Consider the following 26,943-nt stretch of genomic DNA (forward strand, 5'->3'; position numbering starts at 1 on the left):
ATGGACCCGATCAAGACCCGCCGTGACGGCGCAATTCTCGAAGTGACGCTGGATCGGCCAAAAGCCAATGCGATCGATCTAGCTACCAGCCGCATCATGGGGCAGGTATTTGCCGAGTTTCGCGATGATCCCGAACTGCGCGTCGCGATCTTGACCGGAGCAGGTGACAAATTCTTTTGCCCTGGCTGGGACCTGAAGGCAGCCGCCGAAGGCGATGCCGTAGATGGAGATTATGGTGTCGGTGGCTTTGGCGGTTTGCAGGAGTTACGCGATCTGAACAAACCGGTCATCGCGGCCATCAATGGTATTGCCTGTGGTGGCGGGCTCGAGCTTGCGATTTCAGCCGATATGATCCTGGCCGCTGAACACGCAACTTTTGCCCTGCCTGAGATTCGATCCGGAACCGTTGCAGATGCGGCGAGCGTCAAGCTACCCAAACGCATTCCCTACCACATCGCGATGGAGCTATTGCTGACTGGACGCTGGTTCGATGCCGAAGAAGGTCAGCGTTGGGGCTTGGTCAATGAAGTCCTGCCTGCCGATCAACTGATGGATCGTGCCTGGGAATTGGCGCGTCTGCTCGCCTCGGGTCCTCCGCTGGTTTATGCTGCGATCAAAGAGGTCGTGCGCGAAGCTGAAGACAGCAAATTTCAGGACGCCATGAACCGCATCACCAAGCGCCAGCTGCGCACCGTCGATATCCTCTATTCCAGCGAGGATCAGCTTGAAGGCGCAAAAGCCTTCGCTGAAAAGCGTGATCCGGTCTGGAAAGGAAAATAAGTTCAAAACACCGCTGCCTTCATCGCATTGGCGCAGTTTTGCTCCAATCGCTCAGCTAAGCTTGTTTTTTGTCAGAACACACTTTTACTATCCTGCAATTCAGGCCACAGCTACTTTAACTGGAAGAAGGAATGTCAAAGCGGCCCGATGCAGGACAAGAAAACAGAACCAGAACTTGAGATCGGGCGAACCCTGCAGCGTTTGCGACAGGAACGTCAGCTCACGGTGACCGAACTCGCCGCGCAGTCAAAGGTTTCCGCGCCGATGATCAGCCGGATCGAAAATGGTCATGTGTCGCCGTCCCTTGGTACCTTACACGCGTTGGCAGATGCACTATCTGTCTCTCTGATGGCGATGTTCAGCCATACCGACACGACCTCGGATGTGCATCACGTTCAGGCGGGAACCGGGTTGCGGTCGCGGCGTATCACACCAGACCATGCCCATGACTATCTACTGCTCGGCAAACACAGCGGGCCTAGCGGGTCATTCCAATCCGCACGCATCCGCATCTCAAAACAAGACCAACGCAAGTTGCCTAACTATCAGCACGAAGGCTACGTCTTCATCTACATGATTGAAGGCAGCGCCATCTATGGCTGTGGGACCGAAGAGTTCCAGATGTCAGAAGGTGACACGCTCAGCTTCGACGCCAAGCTCCCACATGGGGTACGGGTCATCCTGTCAGACGAAATTGAATTCGTGACCGTGTCGACGCGACCGCATTGATCTTTGCAGATGCCCTAGGCTCCACGCCGCGTTTGCCATCCGATCAGACTGAAACACGCGAACACTACTGCAGCAACACAAACAATGGATGGCCCTGCAGGCGTATCAAACATGTAAGCAGCCCGTAGCCCGGCGATTGCGGAGAATGCGCCAATCGCCGCCGCAATCAATGCCATCGCTTCCGGAGATCTGGCCAGACTGCGCGCAGCCGCCGCCGGGATGATCAGCATTGCAGCAATCAGTAGAACACCTACGACCTTTATCGCCACGGCCACTGTAACTGCCAGAGACAGCGTCAGGATCAACTGCTCTCGCTTGGGGTCAAAGCCGCTGGCATAGGCCAACTCTTCATTCATGGTCGCCGTCAAAAGCTGCGACCAGCGCCATACGATCAGGGCCACGACAAGCGCTGCGCCCCCCCAGATCACAACCAGATCGGTGCGTGACACGGCCAGAATATCACCGAAGAGATAGGCCATCAGGTCGATGCGAACACCGGACAGGAACGATACGGCGACTAGACCGAAGGCAAGTGCAGAATGTGCTAGAACACCCAGCAGTGTATCCATCGCGTAGCCACGTCCGGACAACAGTGTCACGGTAAGTGCCATTGCAAGCGCAACAGCTAGCGCCCCAGTAAAGATGGACAGCTGAAACGTCAGCGACAAAGCGACACCCAGGATTGCCGCATGGGCGGTGGCATCCCCGAAATAGGCCATTCGACGCCAGACAACAAAACACCCCAGCGGTGCCGCAGCAAAAGCAACGCCAACACCTGCAAGCGTCGCGCGCGTCATGAAATCATCCAGCATTATTCTGCGGCTTCCTGAGAGGTTTCACAGTGACCGTGATCGTGATCATGGTCGTGATCATGGCGATAGAGGGCCAGTGCGCCTCCGGTACCCGTTCCGAACAGGGCCCGATATTCCGGGGCCGAAGCTACGACTGCGGGGGACCCTTGGCAGCACACATGACCATTGAGGCAGATCACCCTGTCCGACGCGCTCATGACCACGTGCAATTCATGGCTGATCATCAGTATGGCGCATCCGGTTTCACGCCGGACCTCCTCGATCTGACGATAAAACGCCGCAGACCCCGGTTGGTCGAGACCCTGAGTGGCTTCGTCCAAAAGCAGAACGTCGGGCCGATTGATCAACGCCCGCGCCAGCAAGACGCGCTGAAACTGTCCGCCTGACAATTGCGACATTTGGCGCTTTAGCAGATCCGGCACCCCAGCAGTTTCAAGCGCTTCTGTACATTGAAGCCTAGAGACACGATCCGTCAGACGCATGAATCTTTCGACTGATATCGGCAGGGTCGGATCAATGTGCAGTTTTTGGGGGACATACCCGATTTTTAGCCCAGGCTTCAGTGTAACCTTACCTTCCGCAGGCTTGGTCGCGCCAATGACGGCACGCAACAGGCTGGTCTTTCCCGATCCGTTTGGACCAACGATCGTCACGATTTCACCAGCCTCAATCGTCATGCCGACATGGCGCAGAACGGTATTCGCGCCATAACGCACGCTGAGATTTTCAACGGTGATCAGGGTCATGTCTACGCCTTCTCGGTGCAGTCTGGGCAGAGTCCCTCGGCTTCTACAACGGTTCGTTCGATTTCGAAACCCGCCGCGCGCGCGGCTGCGCCGAGGACGCCATTGGACGGTGCCGACTGAGCTTCGGCGACAGCGTCGCATTTTCTGCAGATCATGAAGGCCGGGGAATGGACCTCTCCGGGATGAGAGCAGGCCACAAAGGCGTTCAAACGTTCAATTTTATGGACGAACCCGTACTGGACCAGAAAATCCAGCGCGCGATAAGCCACCGGCGGCTGCGAGCCAAAACCGGCTTCGCGCAAACGATCAAGTATAGCGTAAGCCCCAAGCGACTTGTGATCTTGCAACAGCATTTCAAGAACTTTTCGCCGCACAGGGGTTAGCCGCAACCCTTCTTCCCTGCACCGAGCATCCGCTGTGGCCAACGCCGTTTCGACGCAATTCTTGTGATCATGCTCCTGAAATCCTACCGGCGCATCTTCAACAACCGAAATAGGGTGCGTCTCGCTTGTCATGTTACTCCATATCATATAGGTCGGTCGTAATGTTATAAAATCACATAGAGAACCTGATGTCCAGAAAGTTGCTCCCACTAGCCATGACCACTGCATTGATGGCCGGAACCGCCGTGGCGGATGCACCCAAGGTTGCGGTTGACATCGCACCCGTTCACTCATTGGTGGCCCGGGTGATGGAAGGTGTCGGAACACCTGATCTGATCATACAACCTGGCGCATCGCCTCACGAATACAACCTTCGTCCATCAGAAGCAGCCGCACTGCAAGAGGCCGATCTGGTATTCTGGATTGGCGAGGACCTGACCCCTTGGATGGAAGGCGCTGTCGATACGCTCAGCGCTGGTGCATCGGTTACGGAATTGCTTGAGTCGGACGGAACGGTTCTGCTTGATATCCGTGAAAACGCAGCATTCGAAGCGCATGACCATGGCGACGAAAAAAACAACGATGATCATGCAGAGGACGAAGAGCATGATGAGCATAGTCACGAGGAAGAGCATACTCATGATGATCAAGAAGCTCATGAGGGCCACGCACATGGCGCGCACGATCCTCATGCCTGGCTCTCTCCGGCAAACGCGGAAATCTGGCTGAACACGATCGCCGCGCAGCTTTCTGCAGCTGACCCAGACAACGCAGATGCCTACTTTGCAAACGCAGCAGCCGCGCGTGAAGAAATGGCCACTCTTTCAGCGGAAGTGACCGAAACACTGGAACCAGTCAAAGGTGGCAGCTTTATCGTATTCCACGATGCCTATCAGTATTTCGAAGATGCCTTTGGCTTCCCGGCCTCGGGCGCAATTTCCCTCAGCGACGCGACTGCCTCAAGCCCGGCAAGGATCGCCGAAATTCAAAGCCGTATCCGCGACGAAGGTGTGGATTGTGTTATGACCGAACCGCAGTTCAACCCCGGGATCGTCACAACCGTTCTTGAAGGTACTGAAGCCAAAACCGGCATCATGGACCCGCTCGGATCTGATCTGGAACCCGGAGCGGATCTTTACCCGCAACTCATCCGCAATCTGGCCAAAACACTGTCTGAGTGCCTCTGACTCAATCAACAGCCCGGTCGGGATTTGGTTCCAACCGAGCTGAAGTCTGAGTGGTCTTTCCGCTCATCGCTCCGACAAAGTCATCAGTATTCGGCTACCGGCCTCCCTAAGCTGCCCAATTTGGCGGTTAAGCTGCCGGCGCAAGTCAATCATCGCCAGCGGACTTTCGATGCCGCGCTCGACCATAGGTTGGATCACGCCAATCTATTCCTCCAGAAACGCCGCCTCCACACCTGTACGGTCGGGAAGATCAAATTCTTGTCCGGATATCTGAGCCTCAAGTCTCGCGCGCGACGCGATCGCAATCGCCCGTCGCGGCCTGCCAATCGCCTAGATCACGCCACGAATACGAAAGGGAAGGGCAGATCGACCAAAGCAACCAGCGAGGCAGACGTAAAGAAATCCCGGACAACCTCAAAATCCCGAAGGATCCAGGCCATGCGTCCATTCTGCCCGCCCCGGGCTTACATTTTAAGCGCCATCAACTGATTGAACAGCCGTTCGGTGATCTTCAGGTCCGCCCATTTTCCCGCTGTATCGATGAACCGTGTCCACAGGTTCTTGATCAGGAAATCGAACAACAGTGCAAGGCCAACCCCGACGACTAGAGCCAGCAAGCTATCAACCACTTCGTTTGGCAGAATGGGGTCATGAACGACCATGGTGAACCGCGACGTCACCAGCCCAAGCACGCTTGTCACCATCGCGGCCAATAGGATCTGAATGTAGACCCCGCGCAGATCGCTGAACGCGGACCAAAACCGATGACCTTGTGGCCTAAACGATTCTCGTTCCAGCGGCGCGAGCATTATGCTCGCAATATCCTGCGCGTCTTGCGCAGTCGTGTTTCCTGTCGCCGCCAGATCTGAGGTTCGCTGAATCCGCTGCTGGCATCGATCACAAGAAAGCGTCGGTGTCTTCTCGATCCAGAACCACTAAAGGTTGAACATCTGGGGCAAACGCCAGGACCAGAAACAAGTTCAGGTCCAGTTTCAGTAACCGCGCTTTCCCAAAACCTGACTGTAGCCCACCGCTTCCACTGCGCTGACCGCCTAGGCGACTTCATTGCCCTAGAACACCCGAAAGATATCCACCTCGGACAACCCAAGACCCAAATGCTCTGTCAGTAGTCGGAGGTGCGTATTCAGCGGGTTAGTCGCAGTCGGGTTCACGACGGATATCACAAGGTTGGATCGGTCGGCTGTGCAACACCCAACGCGTCCAGGATATCGCCCGTGACCGCCAGCACGGCATATTCTGCACGACGTGCCTGAGCCTCAAGCTGGATCACCCGAACCTGCGCAAGATTCAACTCGCGCAACGCATCCAATATCTGTACCAGCGTGCTGCGCCCGATATCAAACTGTCCACGAGCTGCATCCAGCGCTTGCTCATTGATCTCGACAGCGCGCCGGGCTGTGGCGAGCCGTCGCTGAATTGAATTGGTCTCTTCCAAGGCCTGGGAGAGATTACGTTGCAACTCGCGCCGCAATTCTTCTTCATCAGCCCGGCTTTGTTGAAGATTCGCCCTTGCGGTTTCGACATTGGCGCGCGCGGATCCCCCTTGGTAAATCGGGACCGTTACACCCAATCGGGCCTGCACACCGTCGTCGATACTGCCCTGGTCGAAATCTGTCTCAAGAATCGCAGAGAGTGTTGGGCGGGTCGCTCTTTCAGCAACCACAACCTCTTGCGCACGCACTTGACTGAAGGCGACCTGAGTACGCAGACGCGGGCTGCGTGCAACCATTTGCTGCGAGGTGGCCGCTGCCAGAATGGGTGCGGGGGGGATGGTCGGAATAGCACCGGGTCGCGTTCCGAAGACTTCGACCCATGTTGCCGTCGCCAGTTCCACATCCGTCTGAGCCTGCGCTAATTCTGTCTCGGCATTAGACTTCCGCCCCTGCCCCGCCAGCAAATCCGCCACCGACCCCGCCCCGGCATCAAAACGGGACTGGAGGTCGCTGACCAAAACGTCCGTACGATCCAGATTCTGCTGGGCTTGTTCTTCGAGGCGGCGATTTCGATCCAGATCAATTATGGTTTCGATGGCCTCGAAGCTCAGCGCGCTCAGCTCTGACAATTCGTTTAACCAGGTCTGCCGGGCTTCAATCTGACGCAAACCCACACGACCCGAGACTTTGCCACCATCATAGATGATCTGACTAAGCCGCAGGATCGGTACGGTATCCCCATCGGACGTCAGGGATGTCTCGGCCTCGATCTGCGGCAGGAACGCGCCTTGCTCGGCATCAATGCGGGATTTCGAAGCCAGAACGCTGGCGGCTCCGGCTGCGGTGGTGGGCGATGTCGCGACAGACCTTCGCACCAACTCAGCGAATTCAGTTCGTGCGACGTTTCCCTTCAGATTATTCCCCCCCGATAAGGGAGCGGGGGCTGGTGTCGCCCCGGGATCAAAGGACTTGGTTCCCTGTAGATCCTGACTGCAGCCCGCCAAAATAATAGTGGCTATCACAACCGACAACCATGCCCTCATCCCGCCAAAGCTCCTGATTTCAACTCTGAGATAAGCAACAAATTTCCAGTCAGTTAATCGTGGAACTTGCTGCCCGCATTTTGCGTTACAGGAGAAAGTGCGGTAAAAAGGTAACCATATTCTTTACGAGTTTAATGTTCTGGCACGACATCAGTTTATCAAGATGCGGGTCCAGAAAAATCAAGCGGAGCAAGGGCGCAAATCCCATCTGATAATCCGCGAGCTTTCGGCCGCCAGCAATGTTCTGTTTAGCAAGTTTGATTCAACCAATCACAACTCATCCAACCTTGTTGCCTTGGCTCCAGACACCGCGCAAAACTGGTGTTTGACCCATGCGACGCACACGCAGAACGTCACCACGCAGACCTACATTCAGGATGCCACGGTCATCAAGACCGACAGCCATTGCAGGATTACGTGTAACCGTGGCCACAGCACGTGGCAGGTCGTCCCAAACATTGGCAAGATGAAAAGCCGACAACAGTAGCGCAGAAGGCACATAGTCGGAAGACACAATTTCCAGAAGATCGGCCTTTGCAAGATCTTCAGCCGCGACATTGCCGGAATGCGAGCCGCCACGGATCAGATTCGGGGCACCCATCATGACGGCGATGTTGCGGGTACGGCAGGCCTCGGCCGCCTCGAACGTGGTTGGGAACTCGGCGAAAGCCACACCATTTTCGGACGATTTTTCGACATGCTGCGCCGTGGTATCGTCATGGCTGGCCAGCGCGGCGCCAAGACGGGCGGCCTCGATCACTGCACCGGCTTCGTGCTTTTCTCCGAAACGCTGCTGTAGACCACGCAGGCTCTCGACATGTGCAACGAAATCGGCGTCGGTCATACCGCGCTTTTTGGCGACATAGGTCTTCAATGCACTCAGATCGCTGAATTGACGTTGACCCGGCGTGTGGTCCATCAGGCTGACAATGCCAACCCTGTCTTCCGGCCCGAAGGTCGCCAATTCCTCAAGCAGTGTCTCCGAGCAGATCTCGGCCCGCAGGTGAAGGAAATGGCTGATCTTGAAATAGCCTGCGGCGCGCGCCGACAACAGTTCGTCCGCCAGTTTGCGGGCATAGTCGATGTAACGGCCCTTGCCGCTGTGAATGGAACCTACTCGCATGGCGTCGAACACGGTTGTGATTCCGGTCGAAGCCAGCTCGCTATCATGCGCGATCAGGGCCGGAAGATGAGGCCAGTCCACTTCCGGGCGAGGCTCGATATGACGTTCGATATTGTCGGTGTGCAGCTCGACCAGTCCCGGAAGGATGTAATCACCTGCACAATCGACTGAGCCGGTCGGAACATGATCCCCTTCGGTGATCTCGGAAATGACGCCCTGTTCGATTGTCACCGAACCGGTTACTACCCGATCGGGCATCACAAGCTGGGCATTCGCAAGGCACAGATTATCTGACATATCGCTGTCACAAGCCTTTGCCAAAGAGGGCGCGGGAAAAGGGGAATTCATGTCATACTCTCGATTTGCAATCTACTACGTGCCGCCCGAAGGACCATTGGAACAGTTCGGCGCGCGCTGGCTGGGATGGGATGTCGTGCAGGGCTGCGAGGTGCCTCAGCCCGATCTGCCCGATTTGCATGACGTTACGATGACACCGCGCAAATACGGCTTTCACGGAACGCTGAAACCACCCTTTCAACTTGCCGGAGGTTATTCGCTTGAAGCCCTGAAAGCGGCGGCGTCTGAGATGGCCGCTGGCCTGGCGCCTTCGAGCTGTGAAGGGCTGAGTCTGACGAGGCTGGGCCGGTTTCTCGCTTTGACCCCACAGGGCGATGTGAGCGGCTTGCAAAGAATTGCTGCGGCCTGTGTACGTGAGCTTGACCCGTTTCGCGCCCCAACCAATGAGGCTGAACTTGAGCGGCGGCGCGGTGCAAGGTTGAGCCCACGTCAAGACGCACTGTTGATCGAGTGGGGTTATCCCTATGTGATGGACGAGTTTCGGTTTCACATGACGCTGACGGGTCGGCTGCCGAATGGTGATATTCCTGTATGGACCGAGGCGCTGCGCCGCCATTTGCCAGCCTTGCCCGAGCCCTTCATCATCGACCAAATTGCCTTGTGCGGCGAGCGCATTGATGGGCGTTTCGAGCTTATTCATCGGTACGCGCTCGCTGGTTGAAGGACCCCTGCGGCGCGCGCAACCGTCTCGGCCAGTGGGCCATCGTTGGAAATGGTGATAACGTCCAACCCATCGGGCAAGGGTTTTTCTGCCTGAGCAAGCCGACTTGCAATCTCACTATCGCTTTCTCGGCCGCGAGTCGCCAAACGCCGAGCAAGAGTTTCCGGCTTCGCGGTGATATTCAGGACAATGAAGCGCGGGAATTTTTCTGCGGCCTCGAGCAGAGCTTTACGGGAGAAATTTGCCAGACAATCTGCGCCATCACTCAGCCGATCTTTGACGGCAACCGGTATCCCGTAGCAAAGCCCATGAGCAACCCAATGCACCGCAAAGGCACCATTCACCGCCATTTCTTCAAATTCGGCGAGTTCGACGGCGTCATAGTCTTCCCCGCCCAACTCTGGTGCACGGGTGATGACGCGGCGCACCAAATGCAAATCGGGCAACAAGTCACAAAGCCCTAGCATCACACTGTCTTTGCCAGCCCCCGACGGGCCAACCACAGCGATGAGGCGACCCCGGGTCATGCCGCGACCTCGGGTGAAAACTGACTGGCGTCGATTTCGCGATCACAAACGCGCGCCCTAGCCGCTTCGTCATGGAAAATGCCGATGATTGCAGTACCACGCGCCTTTGCCTCTTCGATGAGCCTTAGAACAACCTCGCGATTGGCCGCATCCAGACTGGCAGTCGGCTCATCCAACAGCATCGCGGGATAGGAATGGGCGAACCCGCGTGCGATGTTGACACGCTGCTGTTCACCACCCGAGAAGGTAGTCGGTGAAAGGGTCCAGAGCCGCTCGGGAATGTTCAGTTGCCGCAACAGAGCTTCAGCCCGCGCCTTCGCGTCAGCAGCGGAAATGCCCACAGCCCGCAAGGGCTCGGCCACGACATCGACGGTGGGCACGCGCGGAACCACGCGGAGAAACTGGCTGACATAACCCAGAACCTCGCGGCGCAGGGCGATAACTGTCCGAGGCTCTGCCTGCACGATATCCACATCACCGATGCGAATTTCTCCGCTTCGGGCCAGATAGTTGCCATAGATCATACGCATGAGGGTGGACTTGCCCGCTCCAGACGCGCCCGTCAGCGCTACGCATTCGCCCGGAGAGACCAAGAAGGATACATCGCTCAGCACCTCGATCACGGCCGCACCTTGATTATGGAGAGTGAAAGTCTTTGAGACGTTGTTAAGCTCAATCATTGCTCACACCTGCAAAACGGAACTGACAAGAAGTTGGCTATAAGCGTGTTGCGGGTCATCAAGCACTTGATCGGTCAGGCCTGCCTCGACCACGCGGCCCGATTTCATCACCATCAACCGATCTGCCAGCAGGCGCACCACGGCCAGATCATGCGTGACGATGATCGCCGACAAGCCCATGTCGCGAACTAACCCACGCAACAAGTCGAGCAACCGCGCCTGAACGGACACGTCCAGACCGCCCGTTGGCTCATCCATGAACACCAGCCGAGGACCGGTCACGAGGTTTCGTGCAATCTGCAGGCGCTGCTGCATCCCACCCGAAAATGTCGTCGGGCGATCATCCACACGGGAGGCATCGATCTCCACTCGTTGAAGCCAATCCGTGGCCTTGTCACGTATGTCGCCATAGTGACGCTCTCCAACGGCCATCAGCCGTTCACCTACATTCCCACCGGCGCTGACGCCCATGCGTAACCCGTCGCGTGCATGTTGGTGGACAAATGCCCAATCGGTACGGCTCAGCATCCGGCGCTCGGGCTCGGACATCGTTACCGTGTCCTGCGGACCTTTTGCGCGGGTGTCGAACACAACCTCTCCGGCATCCGGGGTCAGATGCCCGGCCATGCAATTCAGCAGTGTCGACTTACCTGACCCGCTTTCGCCAACGATCCCCATGACCTCGCCGGGATAGAGGTCGAATGACACATCGGCACAGCCGATATTTGGGCCATAGCGCTTTGTGATGTCCCGAACAGACAGCAAAGGTGTCATGCGGCGTCCTTTCCTTTGTGACCCGCCGCCTGGCGCGCCTCGCAATAGTCGGTATCCGAGCAGACGAACATCCGCCCACCCGCGTCATCGATGATTACCTCGTCCAGATAGCTGTCCTCTGCACCGCACAAGCCGCAGGCTTGGTCGGCCTTGGACGCCTCAAACGGATGATCCTCAAAATCCAGTGAGACAACCTGCGTGTAGGGTGGCAGCGCGTAGATCCGTTGTTCACGCCCAGCTCCGAACAGCTGGATCGCAGCCATATCACCAAGCTTTGGGTTATCGAATTTCGGGATTGGCGACGGGTCCATTACATAGCGGCCTTCGACCTTCACCGGGTAAGCATACGACGTCGCGATATGCCCGTGACGACTGATATCTTCGTACAGCTTCACATGCATCAGCCCGTATTCCTCAAGGCTGTGCATCTTGCGGGTTTCGCTCTCTCGCGGTTCCAGAAAGCGCAACGGCTCAGGGATAGGCACCTGATAGACAAGAATCTGACCTTCTTGCAGCGGCTCCTCGGGAATCCGGTGGCGAGTCTGAATCACGGAGGCGTCGCTTGTCGTTGTGGTTGTTTCAACCCCTGCAGTGCGTTCAAAGAAGGTGCGGATCGAGACCGCGTTTGTGGTATCGTCCGAGCCCTGATCGATCACCTTGAACGTGTCATCCGGGGTCAACACAGCGGCCGAGACCTGCACACCGCCCGTACCCCAGCCATACGGCATAGGCATTTCGCGCGAGGCAAACGGCACCTGATAGCCCGGGATCGCCAGACTTTTCAGAATTGCACGGCGGATCATCCGCTTGGTCTGCTCGTCCAGATAAGCAAAGTTATAGGCGTTCATTCCGCAGCCTCCTGCACCTGATCCGCGCCAGCCTCGCGGCGTAGTTTGCGCACCAGTTCCAGTTCAGACTGGAAGTCGACGTAATGCGGCAGCTTGATATGCTCTAGAAACCCCGTCGCCTGTATGTTGTCCGCGTGATAGAGGACAAACTCGGCATCCTGAGCAGGTGCGCCAACATTATCCTCACCCAGTTCTTCCCACCGCAGCGCACGGTCGACCAAAGCCATCGAGATCGCCTTGCGTTCCGTCTGACCAAACACAAGCCCATAACCTCGGGTGAATTGCGGCGGCTCGGTTTTGGAGCCCTTGAACTGGTTAACCGTTTCACATTCGGTCAGAACGACCTCACCGATTTCGATGGCAAAGCCGAGTTCAGGGATCTCCATTTCAACCGGCACGGACCCGATCCGAAGCTCTCCAACAAAGGCGTGATTGCGCGCGTATCCGCGCTGTGTGGAATACGCCAGACCGAGGGTGAAACCTTCATCCGCGCGGGTCAGCGCCTGAAGGCGCAGGGCGCGATCGGCGGGCATCTCAAGCGGCTCGCGGGTCAGATCAGGTGGCGGCGTATCGTCATTCGGCGTTTCCTCGATCAGGCCTTCGCGATTGAGGAAATCAGTGACATGCGGCACATCGCCCAGTTCAGCTTCGCGCGCTGGGGCTTTGGGCACCTCACCATCAGCAGCCAGTTTGAAATCCAGTAAGCGATGAGTGTAGTCGAAGGTCGGCCCAAGCACCTGCCCGCCCGGCAAGTCCTTGAAGGTTGCCGAAATGCGCCGGTCACAAGCCATTGCCCCGGTATCAACAGGCTCGGATGCGCCAAAGCGTGGCAACGTGGTTCGATAGGCGCGGATTAAGAAGATGGCCTCAATCAGATCGCCGCGCGACTGCTTGATCGCAAGCGCGGCCAGATCAGGATCGAACAACGAGCCTTCGGCCATAACCCGATTGACCGCCAGGCTAAGCTGTTCGCGGATTTGCGCGATGCTCAGTTCCGCCACATCGGTATCACCGCGGCGTTCTTCGGCAAGCCAAGCGTGGGCGTTCTCAATCGCGCGCTCACCGCCTTTTACTGCGACATACATCAGGACACCTCGGTCGTTCTTGGCAAAGCCGCTAGGCGGCTGCCATTCGTGAAGATGAAGTCGAGCCCCAGTGGATATAGCGTCTGATTATGCTGAAACGCCTCAAGCTCGGGCAATGAAAGCGCGGCTTTATCCTTGATTCCCGGACCTGTCAGTGTCGCCCCTGAAGCGATGAGTTCGGGGCATTCCACGATCAACGTGACAGAACGATCCGGATATTCAGACGTCCCGATCGGGTATGCGTTCAATGGTCCCAGATCCGACCACGCACCAATGGCAAACATACAATGCGACGGGCCGGTCAGCGGTGCGCCTGTGTGGAATGCAAGCCAGCTGCGTACGGCGTCGCAATCTAGCGCACCTGCCAGATAAACGGGCGTCTCAGTGTCGCAAAGCGTCAACAACACCGCACCTGCTGCTGGTGACATTGGGGCCGGAGGAACTGCGCCAGAAATCTCTTGCACGGTACCAGGACGCGCCATTGCTTCCATCACGCTGCGAAAGGCGTGGGCAGATTGGATCGCGGGATCCTTGAAACCGCCGATCAGGGCTTCTGACTGCATCAATCCTCTCCTCGTACCATGGTGAAGAAATCAACCTTAGTGGCTGCGGCTTTGGCGGCACGCGCGGCCTTTGCATTGGTCAGCTCATCTCGCAAAGGGGTCAGCACTTTTGTGCGCAACAGATCAGACACATCTGTCTGCATCAGTGCATCAACCAGCGCGGCGACTTCGGCATCTTCTTTCCGACGGCCTTGTATATAGGCATGTCCGACTTCGCCCGCTCCCAGAGTCAGCGCACAGCGTGTTACCGTCATTTCGCCCAGATTGAACGGCGCACCGGTCCCGCCAGCGCGAGCCCGAACCATGGTGCTGCCAATCTCAGGAGCACGCAGCCATGTGAAGCCGGGGCGAGGCATCGCTGCATCCAATAGGGCGGCCACGCGCCCCTCCGGCGCTTTGGCCAGCAGGCTCATCCAAGCCTTCCGGTCCGCGTTTTCATCAAAAGTGTCTTTCATCTCGACAACTTTTCCATATACTATACAACTATACACATCTTATCATATTTGCCGCCGTCAGACAGAGGAATTTTGTGAAACTTGCGTGACACTCCCACCAAAACCCCGATCTGGAAGGCCATCGCCGACGCACTTCGCAGCGATATGGCCGAAGGGCGCTATGGCCCGGGTGATAAGCTGCCAACCGAAGCGGCACTGGCAGAGCGGTTCGGTGTGAACCGCCATACGGTGCGTCACGGCATCTCGGCCCTTGTGGATGAGGGCCTAATCCGAACGCGCCGGGGCGCGGGCGCTTTCGTGGCAGCCACGCCCACCGATTACCCCATCGGCTCGCGGGTGCGATTCCATGAAAACCTCATCGCTGCTGGTCGCAGACCAGAAAAGAGGGTGCTTCATGTTGAAGAACGGGCAGCGACCGAGGGCGAGGCCACCGCGCTGACTGTTTCACCCGGTGATCAGATCTGTGCGTATCACGGCCTCTCATTGGCGGACGGGCACCCGATTGCCGTGTTCGAAAGCATGTTTCCTCTTGATCGACTGCCAGGCATCTGCGCAGCGCTACAACACACCAGCAGCGTTACCGAGGCGTTAAACAGGTCGGGTGTCACTGACTATACTCGGGCCTCAACCCGTCTGACGGCCACGCGCGCCACGGCCACTCAAGCTCTGCATCTGCAGGTTTCGGAAGGTGATCCGCTTCTCAGATCATCCGGGGTGAATGTGGACGAAAAGGGACAACCGGTTGAATTTGGCCGAACCTGGTTTGTTGGAGATCGGGTGACACTGACCCTTGAGAGTTAAGGCTCGTATTTCTCCAGAAACGCATCAGCCGTCAGAGCACGGAAATCGTCGAGCGCCAACCGCAACTTGTCATGAGACCAATTCCACCAGGCCAATGCGATCAACCGATCGGCGATGTGTCGTGGCTGACGCAGTCGCAAGGGTCTTGCAGGTTTACCGGCAACAATTGTGTAGGGGTCTACATTCTTCGTCACCAAGGCACCCGCAGCCACAACAGCCCCGTCACCCAGTGTGACCTCGGGCTTTATCATCGCGCCTGCGCCAATCCATGTATCGTTCCCGATATGGACAATTCGGGATTTGCGGTGACTGAAAAACACCTCGTCCCGATCCGCATCGTCCCAATAATCGTTCGAGCGATACAGGAAATGGTGACAGGACGCCGTGTGCAGCGGGTGATCAGTCGCGCCGATCCGCGAAAACGCGGCGATGTTGGCGAACTTACCGACCTTCGCGTTGGCGATGTCGGCATAACGATCGCAATAGCTGTAGTCGCCCATTTTTGTATGTACGACGCGACTGCCCTTGCCGATTTCAACATAGGCCCCGAACGTGCTTTCGGTAATCTCACATTCGGGGTGAATGCAGGGCTGTTCCGCTGAAAGCCGCGCCATCAGTCTTTCCGCCCGATCAGCTTGCCGCGCAACCAGCCCGAGGCCCAATCCATGAACATCACCATGATGATGATCAGGACAATGTAATAGGCGACCTCTTCCCAATCTTTCTGCGTCTGGATGGCTTGCGTCAGCATCAGTCCGATGCCGCCACCGGTGATCGCACCGATGATCGTCGCAGAACGTGTATTGGATTCGAGGAAATATAGAATCTGGGCCAGCAGCACAGGAACAACCTGCGGGATCACCCCGAACCGGTATCGCTGTAGCGGTTTGGCCCCGGTCGAGGACACCCCCTCGATCTGTTTCTGATCAACGTTTTCCAACGCCTCCGAGAAGATCTTGCCAAACGTGCCCGTGTCGGTAATCAGAATCGCCAACGCGCCGGTCAATGGTCCGGGGCCAAAGGCCCGAGCCAGAACCACAGTCCAGATCAATGCGTCCACACCGCGCACAAAGTCGAAAAGACGGCGCGTTGCGGCGCGAAGCAACATGATCGGCGAAAACCGTTTGGCGGCGAGAAAGGCCAATGGCAGCGCGATCATAGCGGCACCCATCGTACCCAGAAATGCCATCAGGATCGTTTCTCCGATGGCCCAGGCCACATCCTTATGCCGCCACATCGCGTTGTTCCACCAGTCAGAGACTGCGCCTGCGATATTCGAACGGCTTGGATCGATCTGCGCGCCAAACAGGATTTCACCAAGCCCATGGCCGTGGTAGGGACTGTCAAGCGTGAACCAGAACAACTCCCAACCCGGGAAATAGTTGAACACTTCAGTCCGAGCGCCCGTCATGGTGATCCGGCCCTCAGGCGTTGTGACGCCAACACGCCGTTCAGATGCGGAAATCCAGTCGGGCAGTTCAGAGGGCAGATTTGTCGTCAGGCGACGTCCCTTGGCCTGCACTTCGATCAGCTGGAAGTCGGGTATTTCAATCTCGGTCCGGTTGTCAGGCAGGAACCGCACGATATGATTGCGGCCCAGATCGATCGTCGTCACCTCTTCACCCGATACCCAATCGGGGCGCTGACCTTCGGGATAAGTGCCCTTACGCTCGCCCTCAACAGCATAGGTCACCTGGCCGGACCGGTTATTGCGTGTGACATGCACTTTGTGTGACCAGCTATCAGAAGCCAGTGTAACGGCGTTGTCCAGATTGGCACGTTGCGCAAGGCCCGGCAGGTCGAAGGCAAAGAAGATGTAGGTGAGATAAACGAGGATCACGACAGGGATGCTAAAGCCGATCAATCGTTTACGCTGAAATAGCTTTTCGGCGTCAAGCTTGGCCCCGTCCAGCCCGAAGTTCCAATCAATTGTGGTCATTGGCCCTGCCCTTCGGTCAGACGGTTGCGGTAGCGGCTGGACACCTGATCGAAGAATACGATGGTGCTGAATAGCAGGATGAAAATCGCGCCGGCCTCGTCAAAACGACCCGGACCCCAAGCCATGGCATTGCGCAGTTCGTAACCCAACCCTCCCGCGCCGACAAAGCCGAGGATGGCAGAAGCGCGAATATTGATCTCAAATCGCAGCAACGTGTAGCTGATATAGTTTGGCGCGACGTGTGGCAGGATACCCAGCATCATCTGTTTCGACCAAGTCGCCCCGGTCGAAGCCAACCCCTCAACCGGTTTCAGGTCAGCGTTTTCGGATACTTCCGAGAACATTTTACCAAGCGCCCCTGCGGTGTGGATTGAGATAGCGATCATCGCCGGCACCGGACCGCCCCCAAGGACGAAGATCAGCACAAGCGCGATAACGATTTCCGGCACTGCGCGCATTACATCCGAGATACGCCGGAAGACCGGGATTAAACCCGGCCATTTCGCCAGCCCGCGTGTGCCAAGAAGCGACAGGATCAGACCACCGATGGCCCCGATCAACGTGGAAACTGCGGCAATGTTCACCGTCTCAACCAGTGCAGGGAAGTACTTCACGATCAGGCCAGGCAGATCGGCCCGCTTTTCCCAAGCTTCAGAGAACACATCCGTCGGGTAATCACCGATCTGATGCAATCCGTCCCAGAACCCACCCGCGTTTCGGGAATCCGCAATGTTGAAACCTGATACCATCAGGACCACAAAGATCAGCAACGTCAGCCCACCATAAAGCCTGCGCTTGTGAACTTGTGCCATATAGCTGGATTGAATGGTCTCGACGCCGCCTGGCGCCGCACCGATTGATAAATCTGCCATCCCTAGCCCCGAATGAATAAAGACCGGCAACCCCAATGGGTTGCCGGAAACGTCATGTGCGCGCGTTAGCCACCGATTTTGGCTTTGCGGGCCTCAACAATCGAGATGTAGGTGTCATGCGATACCGGCTGGAAACCCAGCGTCTCGCCTGCCGCCACACCATAAGCGCAATCGGGGTCACGCTCGTGCAGGCCATCGACAAGATCTGTCATGGTCGCACGGACATCGGCAGGCAACGCCTTGCGCAGAACCACAGGGCCTTCGGGGATAACGTTCGATTTCCAGATCTGGACCATGTCGTTCATGTCGACAAGACCTGCGTCAACCGCTTTGCGCAGGGCACCAGAATTGTATCCATCTTCCCAGTTACCCTGACCATCGGCCCAGGTCACACCACCATCAATGTCGCCATTATTCACAGCGACGATCGTCTGCTCGTGGCCACCAGTGAATTTGACCTCACCGAAATACTCACCCGACTCCATGGTGATACCTTCTTTGTATTGCGGGATTTCGATCGAGGGGATCAGATAACCTGAGGTCGAGTTCGGATCACCAAACCCAAACACTCTGCCTTTCATGTCGTCCAGTGAGGTGACGCCACTATCCTTGCGGGCGAACCCAATCGAGTGATACCCGATTGAACCATCCACATTGACCTTGATCAGAACGGGCTCAACTGCTTCGGGGTCTTGCAGATAGGTGGCTGCGTAAGAAGAGGCACCCAGCCATGCCATGTCGAGTGTACCGCCCAACAGGCCCTGTATCACACCGTTGTAATCCGCCGGGGCGAATAGCTTGGTCTCAACTCCTAACGCCTCAGAGGTATAGTCTGCAAGACACTGGTACGAGTTCATGCGGTCCTGGGCATTTTCACCACCGAGGATGCCAATGCGAAACTCGGTGATTTCTTCGGCAAGAGCAGCAGTGCTCAAAACGGTCGTGGCGGCAAACGCCAGTGCGAGGGTCTTTTTCATCATTTTCTCCGTTCGGTTAGATGAAGGTGGCCCGCGACGGACGCGGGGGAAACTGGCTCAGACGTAGGCTTCCGCTTCGCGGACCTCTGGCCTGTCCAGTGTTTCGATCTCGGTCGAGGTTGCGGCCTCGGAAAAGTCTGCACCTGCACCGTAGATGTCGCGCGCTACGCCCGTGGTCAGCTGCGCAGGGGTGCCGTCGAACACAATCCGACCATCACGCATTCCGATGACCCGGTCGCAGTAGCGACGTGCGGTATCCAATGTGTGCAGATTAGCAATGACCATGCGGCCGTCTTCTTCGTGAATGGCGCGCAGCGATTGCATCACAACCTGCGCATTCATCGGGTCGAGCGAGGCGATCGGTTCATCCGCCAGAATGATCTTCGGGTCCTGCATCAGCGCGCGGGCGATGGCGACGCGTTGCTGCTGGCCGCCTGACAAGGCTTCGGCTCGCTTGGGTGCTTGCTCGGCAATGCCTAGCCGATCCAGAATTTCAATCGCCTTATGAATATCCGACCGCGGGTACAGGTTGAACATCGTCGAAAAGGTCGATTGCCTGTTCAGCGTGCCATGCAAAACGTTCGAGACGACATCCATGCGCGGTACAAGATTGAACTGCTGGAAAATCATCGCACAGCGCGATTGCCATTCGCGTTTGGCAGCACCGCGAAGCGCAGAGATCTCTTCGCCTTCAAAAGTAATTGTGCCGGTCGTTGCATCGCTCAGACGGTTGACCATGCGCAAAAGCGTGGATTTTCCAGCTCCGGAGCTGCCTATAATCCCGATCATGGTTGGCTTGTCGACAACGATATTCGCCGAATCCACGGCCCGTTTGTCACCAAACTTTTTGGTCAGCTTTTCAATTCTCAGCATATCGCCCCCATCGTTGCGAGGCGGATAGAACGTCAAAACAAAAGCTTCGTGACGCTTTTGAATCGTTTCGTTTACATCTACGCGAAAGATTTGTGACAGGCGCGATGATTGCCTGTTTCTGCAGCGAGTGTCGTATCTCGCAGGGCTCCACGCGAGTTTTATCCACAGGGCGTCACAAAACTGTTACGCTTGAGCGCAGAAAGAACTAACCTTCACCTATGACCCGTCTTCATGCCAGCCTTCTTCTTCTATGCCTTGCGGTGCCTTCTACTGCGCAGTCTAAAATGGCGGATGTCAGCTGTGATGACAGCGCGCGGATGGCACAGACACTGAAACAGGTTCTGGGGGCCGAACGTCAGGGCATGGGTTTGCGCGATCCCGAAACGATGCTGGAGGTTTGGGTCAAACGTACAAGCGGAGACTGGATGATCGTTCAGAACTACGCCAACGGTACTTCATGCATCGTCGCGATGGGGGACCATTGGCAAGGTGAGGTGCCAGACCCGGCTTAGGCAGGTGTCAGCAGACCGCGCGAACTGCAGACGCGCAATCTCGCTGATTGTGTTGTTCCTTCTAAAGATCTCGCGAAGGGATCAGGTCAGTCCAGCAGCCCACGTTCGGTCAGGACTTTGCGAGCGACACGGAAGCATTCAAGAGACTGCGGGACGCCACAATAAATGCCGATCACATGAATGATTGATCGGATTTCCTCTTTGGTGACACCATTGTTCAACGCGCCGTTACAGTGGATTTCCCATTCATGCATCTTGCCGAGTGCCCCAATCATAGCGAGGTTCATCATCGAACGGGTCTTGTGATCGATCGTGTCATCCCCCCAGCCGAAGCCCCAGCACCAAGCAGTCATGTTCTCTTGGAATGAGCGGGTAAAATCATCCGCCGCTGCCAGGTTCTTCTCAACATACTCGGCGCCCAGCGTCGACTTGCGCTGCTTCAGGCCATGTTCAAACAGGTTGTCGTCCATCATTCTCTCCTCAGGTGAAACGACCGATCTGCAACTTAGTCGGTCCTGGCTCGATATTCCGCTAAAGCCGCCGCCCCTGTCTTACAACCAACCCCACCACCGAAGGCAAGGGGCTCGATCGCGTCGTTCTGGTCGGGTGTGCCCTTTGGCACAGCGTTGGCTTCGGTGATGTCTTATCTGGCCCATCCACAGCACGTAACGTTATTCAATCGCCTCGCGCATCCATTGTTGAAGCTTCGCAACGGAATGCTCGCTCATGACGCCACAGGCCGGATCAAGCACCAGCGGTCCCGGTTTGTACCCTTTGGATTTCAGGCCGCGGTGAACGGATTCCACTAACCGAATATCTTCGGCCACAGTCGTTTCGCGATCCTGAGTGGCAAGGCCACGGATCACGTCGCTTTCATGACCGCCTTCTGTGTACCACCCGCGCCAAACGGTACAGCTGTCCACTGTATTTGCCCGCCAATGATAGGTGTTCAGAACATTTCCCGGATAGCATTGGAACGAGAACATCGGCCACAGGAACCAGCTTTGATAGTCGCCCGCGTGCATGTTGCTTTCCAGATCAATCGGATAGGTCATCTTTTCGAGGCTTTGGCACTCGGTCGTGTGACGCAGCACGTAACCTCCCGACACATCGGGCTGAATGTCATAGGTTTCCGGTTTGATCACGCCTTCTGCAAAGGTCGGGTGATTAGTTGGGCAGTGATAGCATTCCGAGTAATTCTCGATCGAAACCTTCCAATTGCAGTTCTCGGGAATTTCCACCCACTCTAAGGGGGCCAGAGCGTTAGTGTTCGGCACGAACTCAGACAACTCGTCCCGGACACCGGGATACCATTCGTCCATCGTTGCCGCGTTATCGTCCAAATTGACAAAGATGAACCCAAGGAAGTCTTCGGTCCGTACTTCGGTCAGACAGATTTTCGCGCGATCAAAACCGGGAACTTTCTTGATGTTCGGCCCAGACCGCAGGCCGCCGGTAAGCTCATAGGTCCACTGATGATAGGGACAAACCACTACACGGGTATTCCCAGTTCCGGTCACCAGTTCATGCGCACGATGCTGGCATACGTTGTAGAAAGTCCTGACAAGATTGTCGCGTCCGCGAATGGCAAAAAGGTTCTGACCAGCGATTTCGAACGCAAAGTAATCGCCTACATTTGGGATATCTGCCGCATGACCTGCGTATTGCCAAGTTCTGCACAACAGGCCGTTCATCTCTTTGTCGAATATGTCAGGATCCGTATAGTACCGGGCCTCGAGCGAGTGGGTTGGCAGGACAGTCATATTTTTTCTCCTGATACAAACCGAGCTGGTGTTTCAGTCAAAAAGATCGCGTCAGGATTCGTAACATCCGTACGCGTCACAATACCACTTGAAACATCTGTACCGCACATTGCTTACCTCGGTATGTACATTTGTGCCATTTTTAATTGACAGTGGTACATATGTAGCAATAGGAAGTCCACAGAATTCCATGTCTCGGAAACAGGAAGTTGCGATGTCTAAAAAGGAACTGCCTGCACGCGCAAAGGTCGTCATTGTCGGCGGTGGCGTCATGGGTTGCGGACTGGCCTATCACCTGGGCCATGAAGGTTGGGGCGAAGACACGGTGCTGTTGGAAAAGGCCGAGTTAACTTCGGGCTCCACCTGGCATGCCGCTGGTCAGATTACTCACTCCACCAGTTCCTACGGGCTGGGCAAAATGGTCGACTATAACATTGGCCTTTATTCCAAGACACTTGAGGAAGAAACCGGTCAAGCGGTCACGTGGCATGGCTGCGGTTCATTCCGTCTGGCCTATACCGAGGATGAGATGGACTGGCTGCGCCACACATTATCAGTTGGCCGAGCGCTGGGATTCAACATCGAGTTGGTAGGGCCTGATTTTATAGCTGAAAAGCACCCCTACTATAACCTCGACGGTGTCATTGGCGCGCTTTACACGCCAGATGACGGTCACGTTGATCCTTCGAACGTGACTATGGCGATGGCAGCTGGGGCCCGCCAGAAAGGTGTGAAGATTTTCCGCCACTGTCGCGCGACCAACATCACCCAGAACGATGCAGGTGAATGGGTGGTGGAAACCGAACAAGGCACCATCATCTGCGAACACGTCGTTAATGCAGGCGGCACCTATGCCCGTCAGATGGGCGAATGGTCGAACCTGCAATTACCCATGACCTCGATGACCCATCATTATTTTGTCACTGAAGATGTGCCTGAATTCAAAGACCTGATAACTGAGCTGCCGGTGATCCGCGATGACAAGATGGTCTCGGGCTATATCCGCATGGAACAGAAGAAGGGCCTGATCGGAATCTACGAAAAAGAGAACGCAAACTCTGTCTGGCACGATGAATGCCCTTGGGAATACGAAAACTGGCTATTCGAGGCGGATTATGACCGTGTCATGCCATGGCTGGAAAACTCGTTGGAACGGATGCCGATCTTTGCTGAACTGGGCATCACCCGCGAAGTCCATGGTGCAATCAGCCACCCGCCAGATGGCAACCCGATGGTCGGCCCCGCACCCGGCGTCAAGAATTACTGGTGCTGCTGTGGCACGCAGATCGGCATCGGTTGGGGGCCTGGTCTGACCCGTGAACTGGCCAAATGGATGGTACACGGTGCTGCCGATATCAACATGCGTGACTATGATCCGCGCCGCTTTGGCAGCTATGCCAAGAAAGACTGGCAGGTCATCAAGGCGCATGAGGATTACAAGCTGCGGCACGAGATCCCCTTTCCGCATTTCAACCGCCTTGCAGGGCGTCCGATCAAACCCTCGCCGCTTTATGAAATCCTCAAGGAAAAAGGCGCGGTCTATGAAGAGGTTTTCGGCCACGAACGCCCCCGCTGGTTCGCGCGCAATGGTGTTGAACAGCGTGATCACTATTCGTTCCGCCGTAACGAGGTTTTCGACATGGTGGCGCTGGAATGCCAGGCCGTACGTGAACGCGTCGGCATCATGGACGTGACCGCGTTCACCAAAGTCGAAGTTTCCGGCCCCGATGCCTATGCCTATCTTGACCGTCTGACGGCCAACAAGATGCCGCAAAAAGACGGCTCGATCACGCTGACCCACTTTTTGAATCGCCGAGGCCGGATCGAGCTTGAGACGACGATCGTTCGCATGGCCGAAGAACGCTTCTACCTTGTATGTGCCGCCTTCTTCGAACAACGCCTTGTCGATCACCTGAACCAGAACCTCACGGGAGAGACAGTCTTTGTCAAAACGCTCTCCGAAGATTGGTCGGCTTTGTCCCTGAGCGGGCCAAAATCCCGCGAGGTGCTGGCCAGATGCACCGACGCGGACCTGTCCAACGCCGGGTTCCGCTGGCTGTCGGCTCGGGAAATCACCATCGCGGGGCACAAGGTCTGGGCCTTTCGCATGTCCTATGCGGGCGAGTTGGGTTGGGAATTCCACATGCCGGATGAAGCCTGCGTTGACGTCTACAACGCACTGTGGACTGCCGGCGAGGAATTTGGCATCGAAAACTACGGCTCGTTTGCGATGAACAGCCTGCGCATGGAAAAAGCATTCCCCGGTGCTGGAGAACTGACCAACGAGGTCACGCTGCCAGAGGCCAATGTCAGCCGGTTCTTCAAGCTGGACAAAGAGTATCTAGGTGTCGAAGCAACGCGCGCCAGTGCCGCTCAGTCTGAGGCGGGCGAGATGCCTTGGATTTGCGCCTATTTGGAGATCGAACCGGATGGGGTCGAAGATGGTCATGGGGGCGAGGCTATTCGGATCAAAGGCGAGGTTGTCGGTGCAGCGGCCTCGGTCGCCTATGGCCACAGCGTCGGCAAAATCCTCGCCTTTGCTTACGTCAAGCCACACGTGAATGTTCCGGGCACAGAGATCGAAGTAGTTATCGCTGGTGTACCCCGCAAAGGGCTTGTCCTCGGCGAAGCAGCCTATGATCCGAAATCTGAGCGCCCACGTACGGATGCGGTTCGTGAATTGGCGTGATCTGAATGTCAGTGCGCCGGGGATTGCTCCTCAGCGCATGGCGGCCATCGCAGGAGCCCTGTGGTGAAACCATGAAGATAACGCGTATCCAAGTTTTCAAGACCCCCCTGCCCTATATCGGCGGCTCATATGGCTGGGGGGCGGGCAACGCGATCACAACGTCGATGTCTTCGGTAGTGGTGATCGACACGGATGCAGGGCTGCAGGGCTGCGGCGAGTTTGCCCCTTGCGGCGAGAACTACATGATCGCTCATTCCGAAGGGGTCGAGGCCTTTGCCCGCCTTGCCGCCCCGCATTTACTGGGTGAGGACCCCCGCCAGCTGTCCAAGATCGAACGGCTGATGGATAACATGGTACAAGGCCACGGCTATGCCAAAGCGCCCTTTGATGCAGCGTGTTGGGATATTCTGGGGCAGTCCACCGGACAATCTGTCTGGATGCTGATGGGCGGCAAACTCACCGATGGTGCACCGATGTACCGGGTTGTACCGCAGAAACCTGTCTTGGCAGAGACCATTGCCGAGATGGAACAGCACCGGGCAGCGGGATACCGGCAGTTCCAGATCAAGGTTGGCGGGGATTGGGTGACTGATATCGACCGTATCCGCGAAGGCGTGCCCCTGCTGAAACCCGGTGAAAAGGCTATGGCAGATGCCAATCAGGGTTGGCGCGTTGACAACGCCATCCGTGTGGCCCGCGCAACCCGCGATCTGGACTTTATCCTCGAACAACCCTGCCACAGTTACCACGAGTGCCAGCAGGTGCGCCGCGTAGCCGAGCAACCAATGAAACTAGATGAATGCGTCACCGGGATTGAAATGGCCCGACGCATCGTGAACGATCGGGGTGCCGAAATTTGTTGCTTGAAGATTTCTAACCTGGGCGGCCTGTCCAAAGCCCGCCGGGTGCGTGATTTCATGATTGATCACGGTATTCCGGTTGTCTCCGAGGACACATGGGGCGGTCAGATCACCACCGCCGCAGTTGCCCATTTTGCGGCCTCGACACCCCAAGAGATGCTGATCAACTCGACCGATCTGATGAACTACAATACCCGTAACACCGGGATTGGCGGCCCCACAGTAAGGGACGGCAAACTCTATGCCACAGATACTCCGGGGCTTGGGGTGACGCCGGACTTTGACAGCCTTGGCCCACCTGTCGCAACCTACGAATCCTGCGCCTGATGGAAACCGCTTGATGAAGATTACTCGCATCACCGCCTGGGAAGTCCCGCTGACCTCGCATGACACCTATTACATGGCCGAGGGCAAGACCTGCGATACGACGGTTTCCGTGGTCGTCCGCCTGGATACCGACACCGGCGCATCGGGCTGGGGAGAGGTTTGTCCGATCCCGCATTATTTACCCGCCTATGCCAAGGGCGTGGCTCCAGCGCTTGAAGAGATGGCACCCGTTCTCATCGGCGCTAACCCGGTTGGTCCCGAAGCGCTGATGGAGCGCCTTAATAAGCATCTGATCGGGCATGGCTACGCCAAGTCAGCCATTGATACAGCGCTTTGGGATCTGACCGCACAGGCAGCAGGACTGCCGCTTCATGCTTTGCTGGGTGGGCGGGCGGTTGCGGATATACCGCTGTATCACTCTATCACCTGTATCGCGCCGGATGAAATGGCGCACATGGCGCGCGATGCCTTTGATCAGGGCATGCGACAGTTTCAGGTGAAGCTGGGCGCGGACAACAACTGGGAAGCCGACGTTGCTCGTTTGATTCAGGTGCGCGAGGCTGTAGGTGATGGCCCGTTGGTTTATGGAGACTGGAATTGCGGGTCAGATACGCTGACCGCTACACGAGTTGGTCGCGCTGTCTCGCATCTGGACATAATGCTGGAACAACCCTGCGCCACGATTGAGGAATGCGCCCATGTCCGCGCCGCGACTGGTCTGCCGATGAAGCTGGACGAAAGCGCCTGTGACATTCATTCGGTTCTGGCAGGACACCGCGCTGGCTGCATGGATGCCGCCGCACTGAAACTGTCGAAGATGGGCGGCCTTTCGACGATGCGTCAAATCCGCGATCTCTGCCTGTCGCTTGGCACGCAGATGTGCATCGAGGACACTTGGGGCAGCGATGTTACGACCGCCGCCTCGCTGCATCTTGCAGCCTCAACCCCAGCGCGCGGCATCATGAATACCTGCGATTTGTCCCACTATGTCAAACCGCGTCTCGATCCGAATGCACCTAGCCGCCGGAACGGTCGCATCGCCCCACCCGAAGGCCCCGGCCTTGGCGTCACGCCTGATGCAGACGCTTTGGACCAGCCAGTAACCATCATCGATTGATCCCAA

29 protein-coding genes are annotated in these 26,943 nt (G+C 56.7%); 9 read left to right on the forward strand and 20 right to left on the reverse strand.

Annotated elements, in window-relative coordinates; translation table 11 throughout:
- Nucleotides 1–780, forward strand: a complete 780-nt coding sequence (locus tag I5192_RS21240; RefSeq protein ID WP_170407705.1) for a carnitinyl-CoA dehydratase — start codon at nt 1–3, stop codon at nt 778–780.
- Between the two features lie 147 nt (nt 781–927).
- Complete coding sequence (locus tag I5192_RS22715; protein ID WP_223118496.1) at nt 928–1,509, forward strand: XRE family transcriptional regulator; 582 nt, start codon at nt 928–930, stop codon at nt 1,507–1,509.
- 14 nt (nt 1,510–1,523) lie between these two features.
- Here I5192_RS22715 and I5192_RS21250 read toward each other — a convergent pair whose 3' ends face one another.
- The 3 genes from I5192_RS21250 to I5192_RS21260 are packed head-to-tail and all read right to left on the reverse strand — an operon-like array spanning nt 1,524 to nt 3,582.
- A complete protein-coding gene (locus tag I5192_RS21250) occupies nt 1,524–2,321 on the reverse strand; it encodes an iron chelate uptake ABC transporter family permease subunit (RefSeq protein ID WP_170801716.1) in 798 nt (265 codons plus the stop codon).
- Nucleotides 2,321–3,067, reverse strand: a complete 747-nt coding sequence (locus tag I5192_RS21255; RefSeq protein WP_170407697.1) for a metal ABC transporter ATP-binding protein — start codon at nt 3,065–3,067, stop codon at nt 2,321–2,323. The genes I5192_RS21250 and I5192_RS21255 overlap by 1 nt, the downstream gene beginning before the upstream one ends.
- A gap of 2 nt (nt 3,068–3,069) precedes the next feature.
- Nucleotides 3,070–3,582, reverse strand: coding sequence for a Fur family transcriptional regulator (locus I5192_RS21260; protein ID WP_223118497.1), 513 nt, complete (start codon nt 3,580–3,582; stop codon nt 3,070–3,072).
- A 56-nt stretch (nt 3,583–3,638) separates the two neighbouring features.
- On the opposite strand from I5192_RS21260, the gene I5192_RS21265 reads away from it, so the two are divergent.
- Nucleotides 3,639–4,637, forward strand: coding sequence for a zinc ABC transporter substrate-binding protein (locus I5192_RS21265; RefSeq protein WP_223118498.1), 999 nt, complete (start codon nt 3,639–3,641; stop codon nt 4,635–4,637).
- A gap of 464 nt (nt 4,638–5,101) precedes the next feature.
- Here I5192_RS21265 and I5192_RS21270 read toward each other — a convergent pair whose 3' ends face one another.
- The 3 genes from I5192_RS21270 to I5192_RS21280 form a co-directional block, all read right to left on the reverse strand.
- Complete coding sequence (locus tag I5192_RS21270; protein ID WP_223118499.1) at nt 5,102–5,446, reverse strand: hypothetical protein; 345 nt, start codon at nt 5,444–5,446, stop codon at nt 5,102–5,104.
- Between the two features lie 371 nt (nt 5,447–5,817).
- Nucleotides 5,818–6,966: a TolC family protein gene (locus I5192_RS21275; RefSeq protein WP_170732767.1), complete on the reverse strand. Its 1,149-nt coding sequence runs from the start codon at nt 6,964–6,966 to the stop codon at nt 5,818–5,820.
- Nucleotides 6,967–7,411: 445 nt separating this feature from the next.
- Entirely contained in the window at nt 7,412–8,554 is a 1,143-nt protein-coding gene (locus I5192_RS21280; protein WP_223118500.1) for an alpha-D-ribose 1-methylphosphonate 5-triphosphate diphosphatase, read from the reverse strand.
- A gap of 49 nt (nt 8,555–8,603) precedes the next feature.
- Here I5192_RS21280 and I5192_RS21285 point away from each other — a divergent pair, with 49 nt between their 5' ends.
- A complete protein-coding gene (locus I5192_RS21285; RefSeq protein WP_223118501.1) occupies nt 8,604–9,275 on the forward strand; it encodes a DUF1045 domain-containing protein in 672 nt (223 codons plus the stop codon).
- On the opposite strand, the gene phnN is transcribed toward I5192_RS21285, so the two are convergent.
- Genes phnN through phnG form a run of 7 tightly spaced genes read right to left on the reverse strand, consistent with a single transcriptional unit; the run spans nt 9,251 to nt 14,207 of the window.
- Nucleotides 9,251–9,802, reverse strand: a complete 552-nt coding sequence (gene phnN, locus I5192_RS21290) for a phosphonate metabolism protein/1,5-bisphosphokinase (PRPP-forming) PhnN (protein WP_223118502.1) — start codon at nt 9,800–9,802, stop codon at nt 9,251–9,253. The genes I5192_RS21285 and phnN overlap by 25 nt on opposite strands.
- Nucleotides 9,799–10,482 carry a phosphonate C-P lyase system protein PhnL gene (phnL, locus tag I5192_RS21295; RefSeq protein ID WP_223118503.1) on the reverse strand — a complete coding sequence of 228 codons (684 nt, stop codon included), beginning with the start codon at nt 10,480–10,482 and terminating at the stop codon, nt 9,799–9,801. The genes phnN and phnL overlap by 4 nt, the downstream gene beginning before the upstream one ends.
- Nucleotides 10,483–10,485: 3 nt before the next feature.
- On the reverse strand, nt 10,486–11,256 hold the full coding sequence (gene phnK, locus I5192_RS21300; RefSeq protein WP_170394315.1) for a phosphonate C-P lyase system protein PhnK: 771 nt from the start codon (nt 11,254–11,256) through the stop codon (nt 10,486–10,488).
- Nucleotides 11,253–12,104 (reverse strand): alpha-D-ribose 1-methylphosphonate 5-phosphate C-P-lyase PhnJ, encoded by an 852-nt coding sequence (locus I5192_RS21305; RefSeq protein WP_170509531.1) that lies wholly within the window; start codon nt 12,102–12,104, stop codon nt 11,253–11,255. Before I5192_RS21305 ends, phnK begins: the two co-directional genes overlap by 4 nt.
- The gene (locus I5192_RS21310; RefSeq protein WP_223118504.1) at nt 12,101–13,189 is read right to left on the reverse strand and encodes a carbon-phosphorus lyase complex subunit PhnI; all 1,089 of its coding nucleotides are present in this window, start codon (nt 13,187–13,189) and stop codon (nt 12,101–12,103) included. Before I5192_RS21310 ends, I5192_RS21305 begins: the two co-directional genes overlap by 4 nt.
- Nucleotides 13,189–13,752, reverse strand: a complete 564-nt coding sequence (gene phnH, locus I5192_RS21315; protein WP_170818202.1) for a phosphonate C-P lyase system protein PhnH — start codon at nt 13,750–13,752, stop codon at nt 13,189–13,191. The genes I5192_RS21310 and phnH overlap by 1 nt, the downstream gene beginning before the upstream one ends.
- On the reverse strand, nt 13,752–14,207 hold the full coding sequence (phnG, locus tag I5192_RS21320) for a phosphonate C-P lyase system protein PhnG (protein ID WP_170394307.1): 456 nt from the start codon (nt 14,205–14,207) through the stop codon (nt 13,752–13,754). Before phnG ends, phnH begins: the two co-directional genes overlap by 1 nt.
- Before the next feature lie 81 nt (nt 14,208–14,288).
- On the opposite strand from phnG, the gene phnF reads away from it, so the two are divergent.
- Complete coding sequence (gene phnF / locus I5192_RS21325; protein WP_223118505.1) at nt 14,289–15,008, forward strand: phosphonate metabolism transcriptional regulator PhnF; 720 nt, start codon at nt 14,289–14,291, stop codon at nt 15,006–15,008.
- Here the strand turns inward: phnF and I5192_RS21330 are convergent.
- The 5 genes from I5192_RS21330 to phnC all read right to left on the reverse strand — a co-directional run bounded on the left by I5192_RS21330 (nt 15,005) and on the right by phnC (nt 19,669).
- Nucleotides 15,005–15,622, reverse strand: a complete 618-nt coding sequence (locus I5192_RS21330) for a DapH/DapD/GlmU-related protein (RefSeq protein WP_223118506.1) — start codon at nt 15,620–15,622, stop codon at nt 15,005–15,007. The two genes, phnF and I5192_RS21330, sit on opposite strands and share 4 nt — an antisense overlap.
- Entirely contained in the window at nt 15,622–16,947 is a 1,326-nt protein-coding gene (gene phnE / locus I5192_RS21335) for a phosphonate ABC transporter, permease protein PhnE (RefSeq protein WP_170422924.1), read from the reverse strand. The genes I5192_RS21330 and phnE (I5192_RS21335) overlap by 1 nt, the downstream gene beginning before the upstream one ends.
- Nucleotides 16,944–17,819, reverse strand: coding sequence for a phosphonate ABC transporter, permease protein PhnE (gene phnE / locus I5192_RS21340; RefSeq protein ID WP_223118507.1), 876 nt, complete (start codon nt 17,817–17,819; stop codon nt 16,944–16,946). The genes phnE (I5192_RS21335) and phnE (I5192_RS21340) overlap by 4 nt, the downstream gene beginning before the upstream one ends.
- 65 nt (nt 17,820–17,884) lie before the next feature.
- Nucleotides 17,885–18,796: a phosphonate ABC transporter substrate-binding protein gene (phnD, locus tag I5192_RS21345; protein WP_170509511.1), complete on the reverse strand. Its 912-nt coding sequence runs from the start codon at nt 18,794–18,796 to the stop codon at nt 17,885–17,887.
- A gap of 57 nt (nt 18,797–18,853) precedes the next feature.
- On the reverse strand, nt 18,854–19,669 hold the full coding sequence (gene phnC / locus I5192_RS21350) for a phosphonate ABC transporter ATP-binding protein (RefSeq protein WP_170394291.1): 816 nt from the start codon (nt 19,667–19,669) through the stop codon (nt 18,854–18,856).
- A 218-nt stretch (nt 19,670–19,887) separates the two neighbouring features.
- Here phnC and I5192_RS21355 point away from each other — a divergent pair, with 218 nt between their 5' ends.
- Complete coding sequence (locus I5192_RS21355) at nt 19,888–20,181, forward strand: hypothetical protein (protein ID WP_170407642.1); 294 nt, start codon at nt 19,888–19,890, stop codon at nt 20,179–20,181.
- Nucleotides 20,182–20,267: 86 nt separating this feature from the next.
- On the opposite strand, the gene I5192_RS21360 is transcribed toward I5192_RS21355, so the two are convergent.
- Both I5192_RS21360 and I5192_RS21365 read right to left on the reverse strand, forming a co-directional pair.
- A complete protein-coding gene (locus tag I5192_RS21360) occupies nt 20,268–20,651 on the reverse strand; it encodes a carboxymuconolactone decarboxylase family protein (protein WP_170394285.1) in 384 nt (127 codons plus the stop codon).
- A 201-nt stretch (nt 20,652–20,852) separates the two neighbouring features.
- A complete protein-coding gene (locus I5192_RS21365; RefSeq protein ID WP_223118508.1) occupies nt 20,853–21,944 on the reverse strand; it encodes an aromatic ring-hydroxylating dioxygenase subunit alpha in 1,092 nt (363 codons plus the stop codon).
- A gap of 214 nt (nt 21,945–22,158) precedes the next feature.
- On the opposite strand from I5192_RS21365, the gene I5192_RS21370 reads away from it, so the two are divergent.
- From I5192_RS21370 to I5192_RS21380, 3 genes are all read left to right on the forward strand, one after another.
- The gene (locus I5192_RS21370; RefSeq protein WP_223118509.1) at nt 22,159–24,633 is read left to right on the forward strand and encodes an FAD-dependent oxidoreductase; all 2,475 of its coding nucleotides are present in this window, start codon (nt 22,159–22,161) and stop codon (nt 24,631–24,633) included.
- 71 nt (nt 24,634–24,704) lie between these two features.
- Complete coding sequence (locus I5192_RS21375) at nt 24,705–25,820, forward strand: mandelate racemase/muconate lactonizing enzyme family protein (protein WP_223118510.1); 1,116 nt, start codon at nt 24,705–24,707, stop codon at nt 25,818–25,820.
- A gap of 13 nt (nt 25,821–25,833) precedes the next feature.
- Nucleotides 25,834–26,937 (forward strand): mandelate racemase/muconate lactonizing enzyme family protein, encoded by a 1,104-nt coding sequence (locus tag I5192_RS21380; protein ID WP_223118511.1) that lies wholly within the window; start codon nt 25,834–25,836, stop codon nt 26,935–26,937.
- Nucleotides 26,938–26,943 lie beyond the last annotated feature (6 nt).

It is taken from the genome of Ruegeria sp. SCSIO 43209 (assembly GCF_019904295.1).
Taxonomy (GTDB): Bacteria; Pseudomonadota; Alphaproteobacteria; order Rhodobacterales; family Rhodobacteraceae; genus Ruegeria.

What these genes read in the sequence shown, in the direction of transcription:
- I5192_RS21375 (WP_223118510.1), top strand. Translation starts at nt 24,705, where the DNA reads ATGAAGATAACGCGTATCCAAGTTTTCAAGACCCCCCTGCCCTATATC.
- I5192_RS21330 (WP_223118506.1), bottom strand. Translation starts at nt 15,622, where the DNA reads ATGGCGCGGCTTTCAGCGGAACAGCCCTGCATTCACCCCGAATGTGAG.
- phnN (WP_223118502.1), bottom strand. Translation starts at nt 9,802, where the DNA reads ATGACCCGGGGTCGCCTCATCGCTGTGGTTGGCCCGTCGGGGGCTGGC.
- phnC (WP_170394291.1), bottom strand. Translation starts at nt 19,669, where the DNA reads ATGCTGAGAATTGAAAAGCTGACCAAAAAGTTTGGTGACAAACGGGCC.
- I5192_RS21355 (WP_170407642.1), top strand. Translation starts at nt 19,888, where the DNA reads ATGACCCGTCTTCATGCCAGCCTTCTTCTTCTATGCCTTGCGGTGCCT.
- phnD (WP_170509511.1), bottom strand. Translation starts at nt 18,796, where the DNA reads ATGAAAAAGACCCTCGCACTGGCGTTTGCCGCCACGACCGTTTTGAGC.
- I5192_RS21280 (WP_223118500.1), bottom strand. Translation starts at nt 8,554, where the DNA reads ATGTCAGATAATCTGTGCCTTGCGAATGCCCAGCTTGTGATGCCCGAT.
- I5192_RS21370 (WP_223118509.1), top strand. Translation starts at nt 22,159, where the DNA reads ATGTCTAAAAAGGAACTGCCTGCACGCGCAAAGGTCGTCATTGTCGGC.
- I5192_RS21265 (WP_223118498.1), top strand. Translation starts at nt 3,639, where the DNA reads ATGTCCAGAAAGTTGCTCCCACTAGCCATGACCACTGCATTGATGGCC.
- phnE (WP_170422924.1), bottom strand. Translation starts at nt 16,947, where the DNA reads ATGACCACAATTGATTGGAACTTCGGGCTGGACGGGGCCAAGCTTGAC.
- phnL (WP_223118503.1), bottom strand. Translation starts at nt 10,482, where the DNA reads ATGATTGAGCTTAACAACGTCTCAAAGACTTTCACTCTCCATAATCAA.
- I5192_RS21360 (WP_170394285.1), bottom strand. Translation starts at nt 20,651, where the DNA reads ATGGACGACAACCTGTTTGAACATGGCCTGAAGCAGCGCAAGTCGACG.
- phnH (WP_170818202.1), bottom strand. Translation starts at nt 13,752, where the DNA reads ATGCAGTCAGAAGCCCTGATCGGCGGTTTCAAGGATCCCGCGATCCAA.
- I5192_RS21305 (WP_170509531.1), bottom strand. Translation starts at nt 12,104, where the DNA reads ATGAACGCCTATAACTTTGCTTATCTGGACGAGCAGACCAAGCGGATG.
- phnG (WP_170394307.1), bottom strand. Translation starts at nt 14,207, where the DNA reads ATGAAAGACACTTTTGATGAAAACGCGGACCGGAAGGCTTGGATGAGC.
- I5192_RS21365 (WP_223118508.1), bottom strand. Translation starts at nt 21,944, where the DNA reads ATGACTGTCCTGCCAACCCACTCGCTCGAGGCCCGGTACTATACGGAT.
- I5192_RS22715 (WP_223118496.1), top strand. Translation starts at nt 928, where the DNA reads ATGCAGGACAAGAAAACAGAACCAGAACTTGAGATCGGGCGAACCCTG.
- I5192_RS21260 (WP_223118497.1), bottom strand. Translation starts at nt 3,582, where the DNA reads ATGACAAGCGAGACGCACCCTATTTCGGTTGTTGAAGATGCGCCGGTA.
- I5192_RS21310 (WP_223118504.1), bottom strand. Translation starts at nt 13,189, where the DNA reads ATGTATGTCGCAGTAAAAGGCGGTGAGCGCGCGATTGAGAACGCCCAC.
- I5192_RS21380 (WP_223118511.1), top strand. Translation starts at nt 25,834, where the DNA reads ATGAAGATTACTCGCATCACCGCCTGGGAAGTCCCGCTGACCTCGCAT.
- I5192_RS21270 (WP_223118499.1), bottom strand. Translation starts at nt 5,446, where the DNA reads ATGCTCGCGCCGCTGGAACGAGAATCGTTTAGGCCACAAGGTCATCGG.
- phnE (WP_223118507.1), bottom strand. Translation starts at nt 17,819, where the DNA reads ATGGCAGATTTATCAATCGGTGCGGCGCCAGGCGGCGTCGAGACCATT.
- I5192_RS21240 (WP_170407705.1), top strand. Translation starts at nt 1, where the DNA reads ATGGACCCGATCAAGACCCGCCGTGACGGCGCAATTCTCGAAGTGACG.
- I5192_RS21250 (WP_170801716.1), bottom strand. Translation starts at nt 2,321, where the DNA reads ATGCTGGATGATTTCATGACGCGCGCGACGCTTGCAGGTGTTGGCGTT.
- I5192_RS21285 (WP_223118501.1), top strand. Translation starts at nt 8,604, where the DNA reads ATGTCATACTCTCGATTTGCAATCTACTACGTGCCGCCCGAAGGACCA.
- phnK (WP_170394315.1), bottom strand. Translation starts at nt 11,256, where the DNA reads ATGACACCTTTGCTGTCTGTTCGGGACATCACAAAGCGCTATGGCCCA.
- I5192_RS21255 (WP_170407697.1), bottom strand. Translation starts at nt 3,067, where the DNA reads ATGACCCTGATCACCGTTGAAAATCTCAGCGTGCGTTATGGCGCGAAT.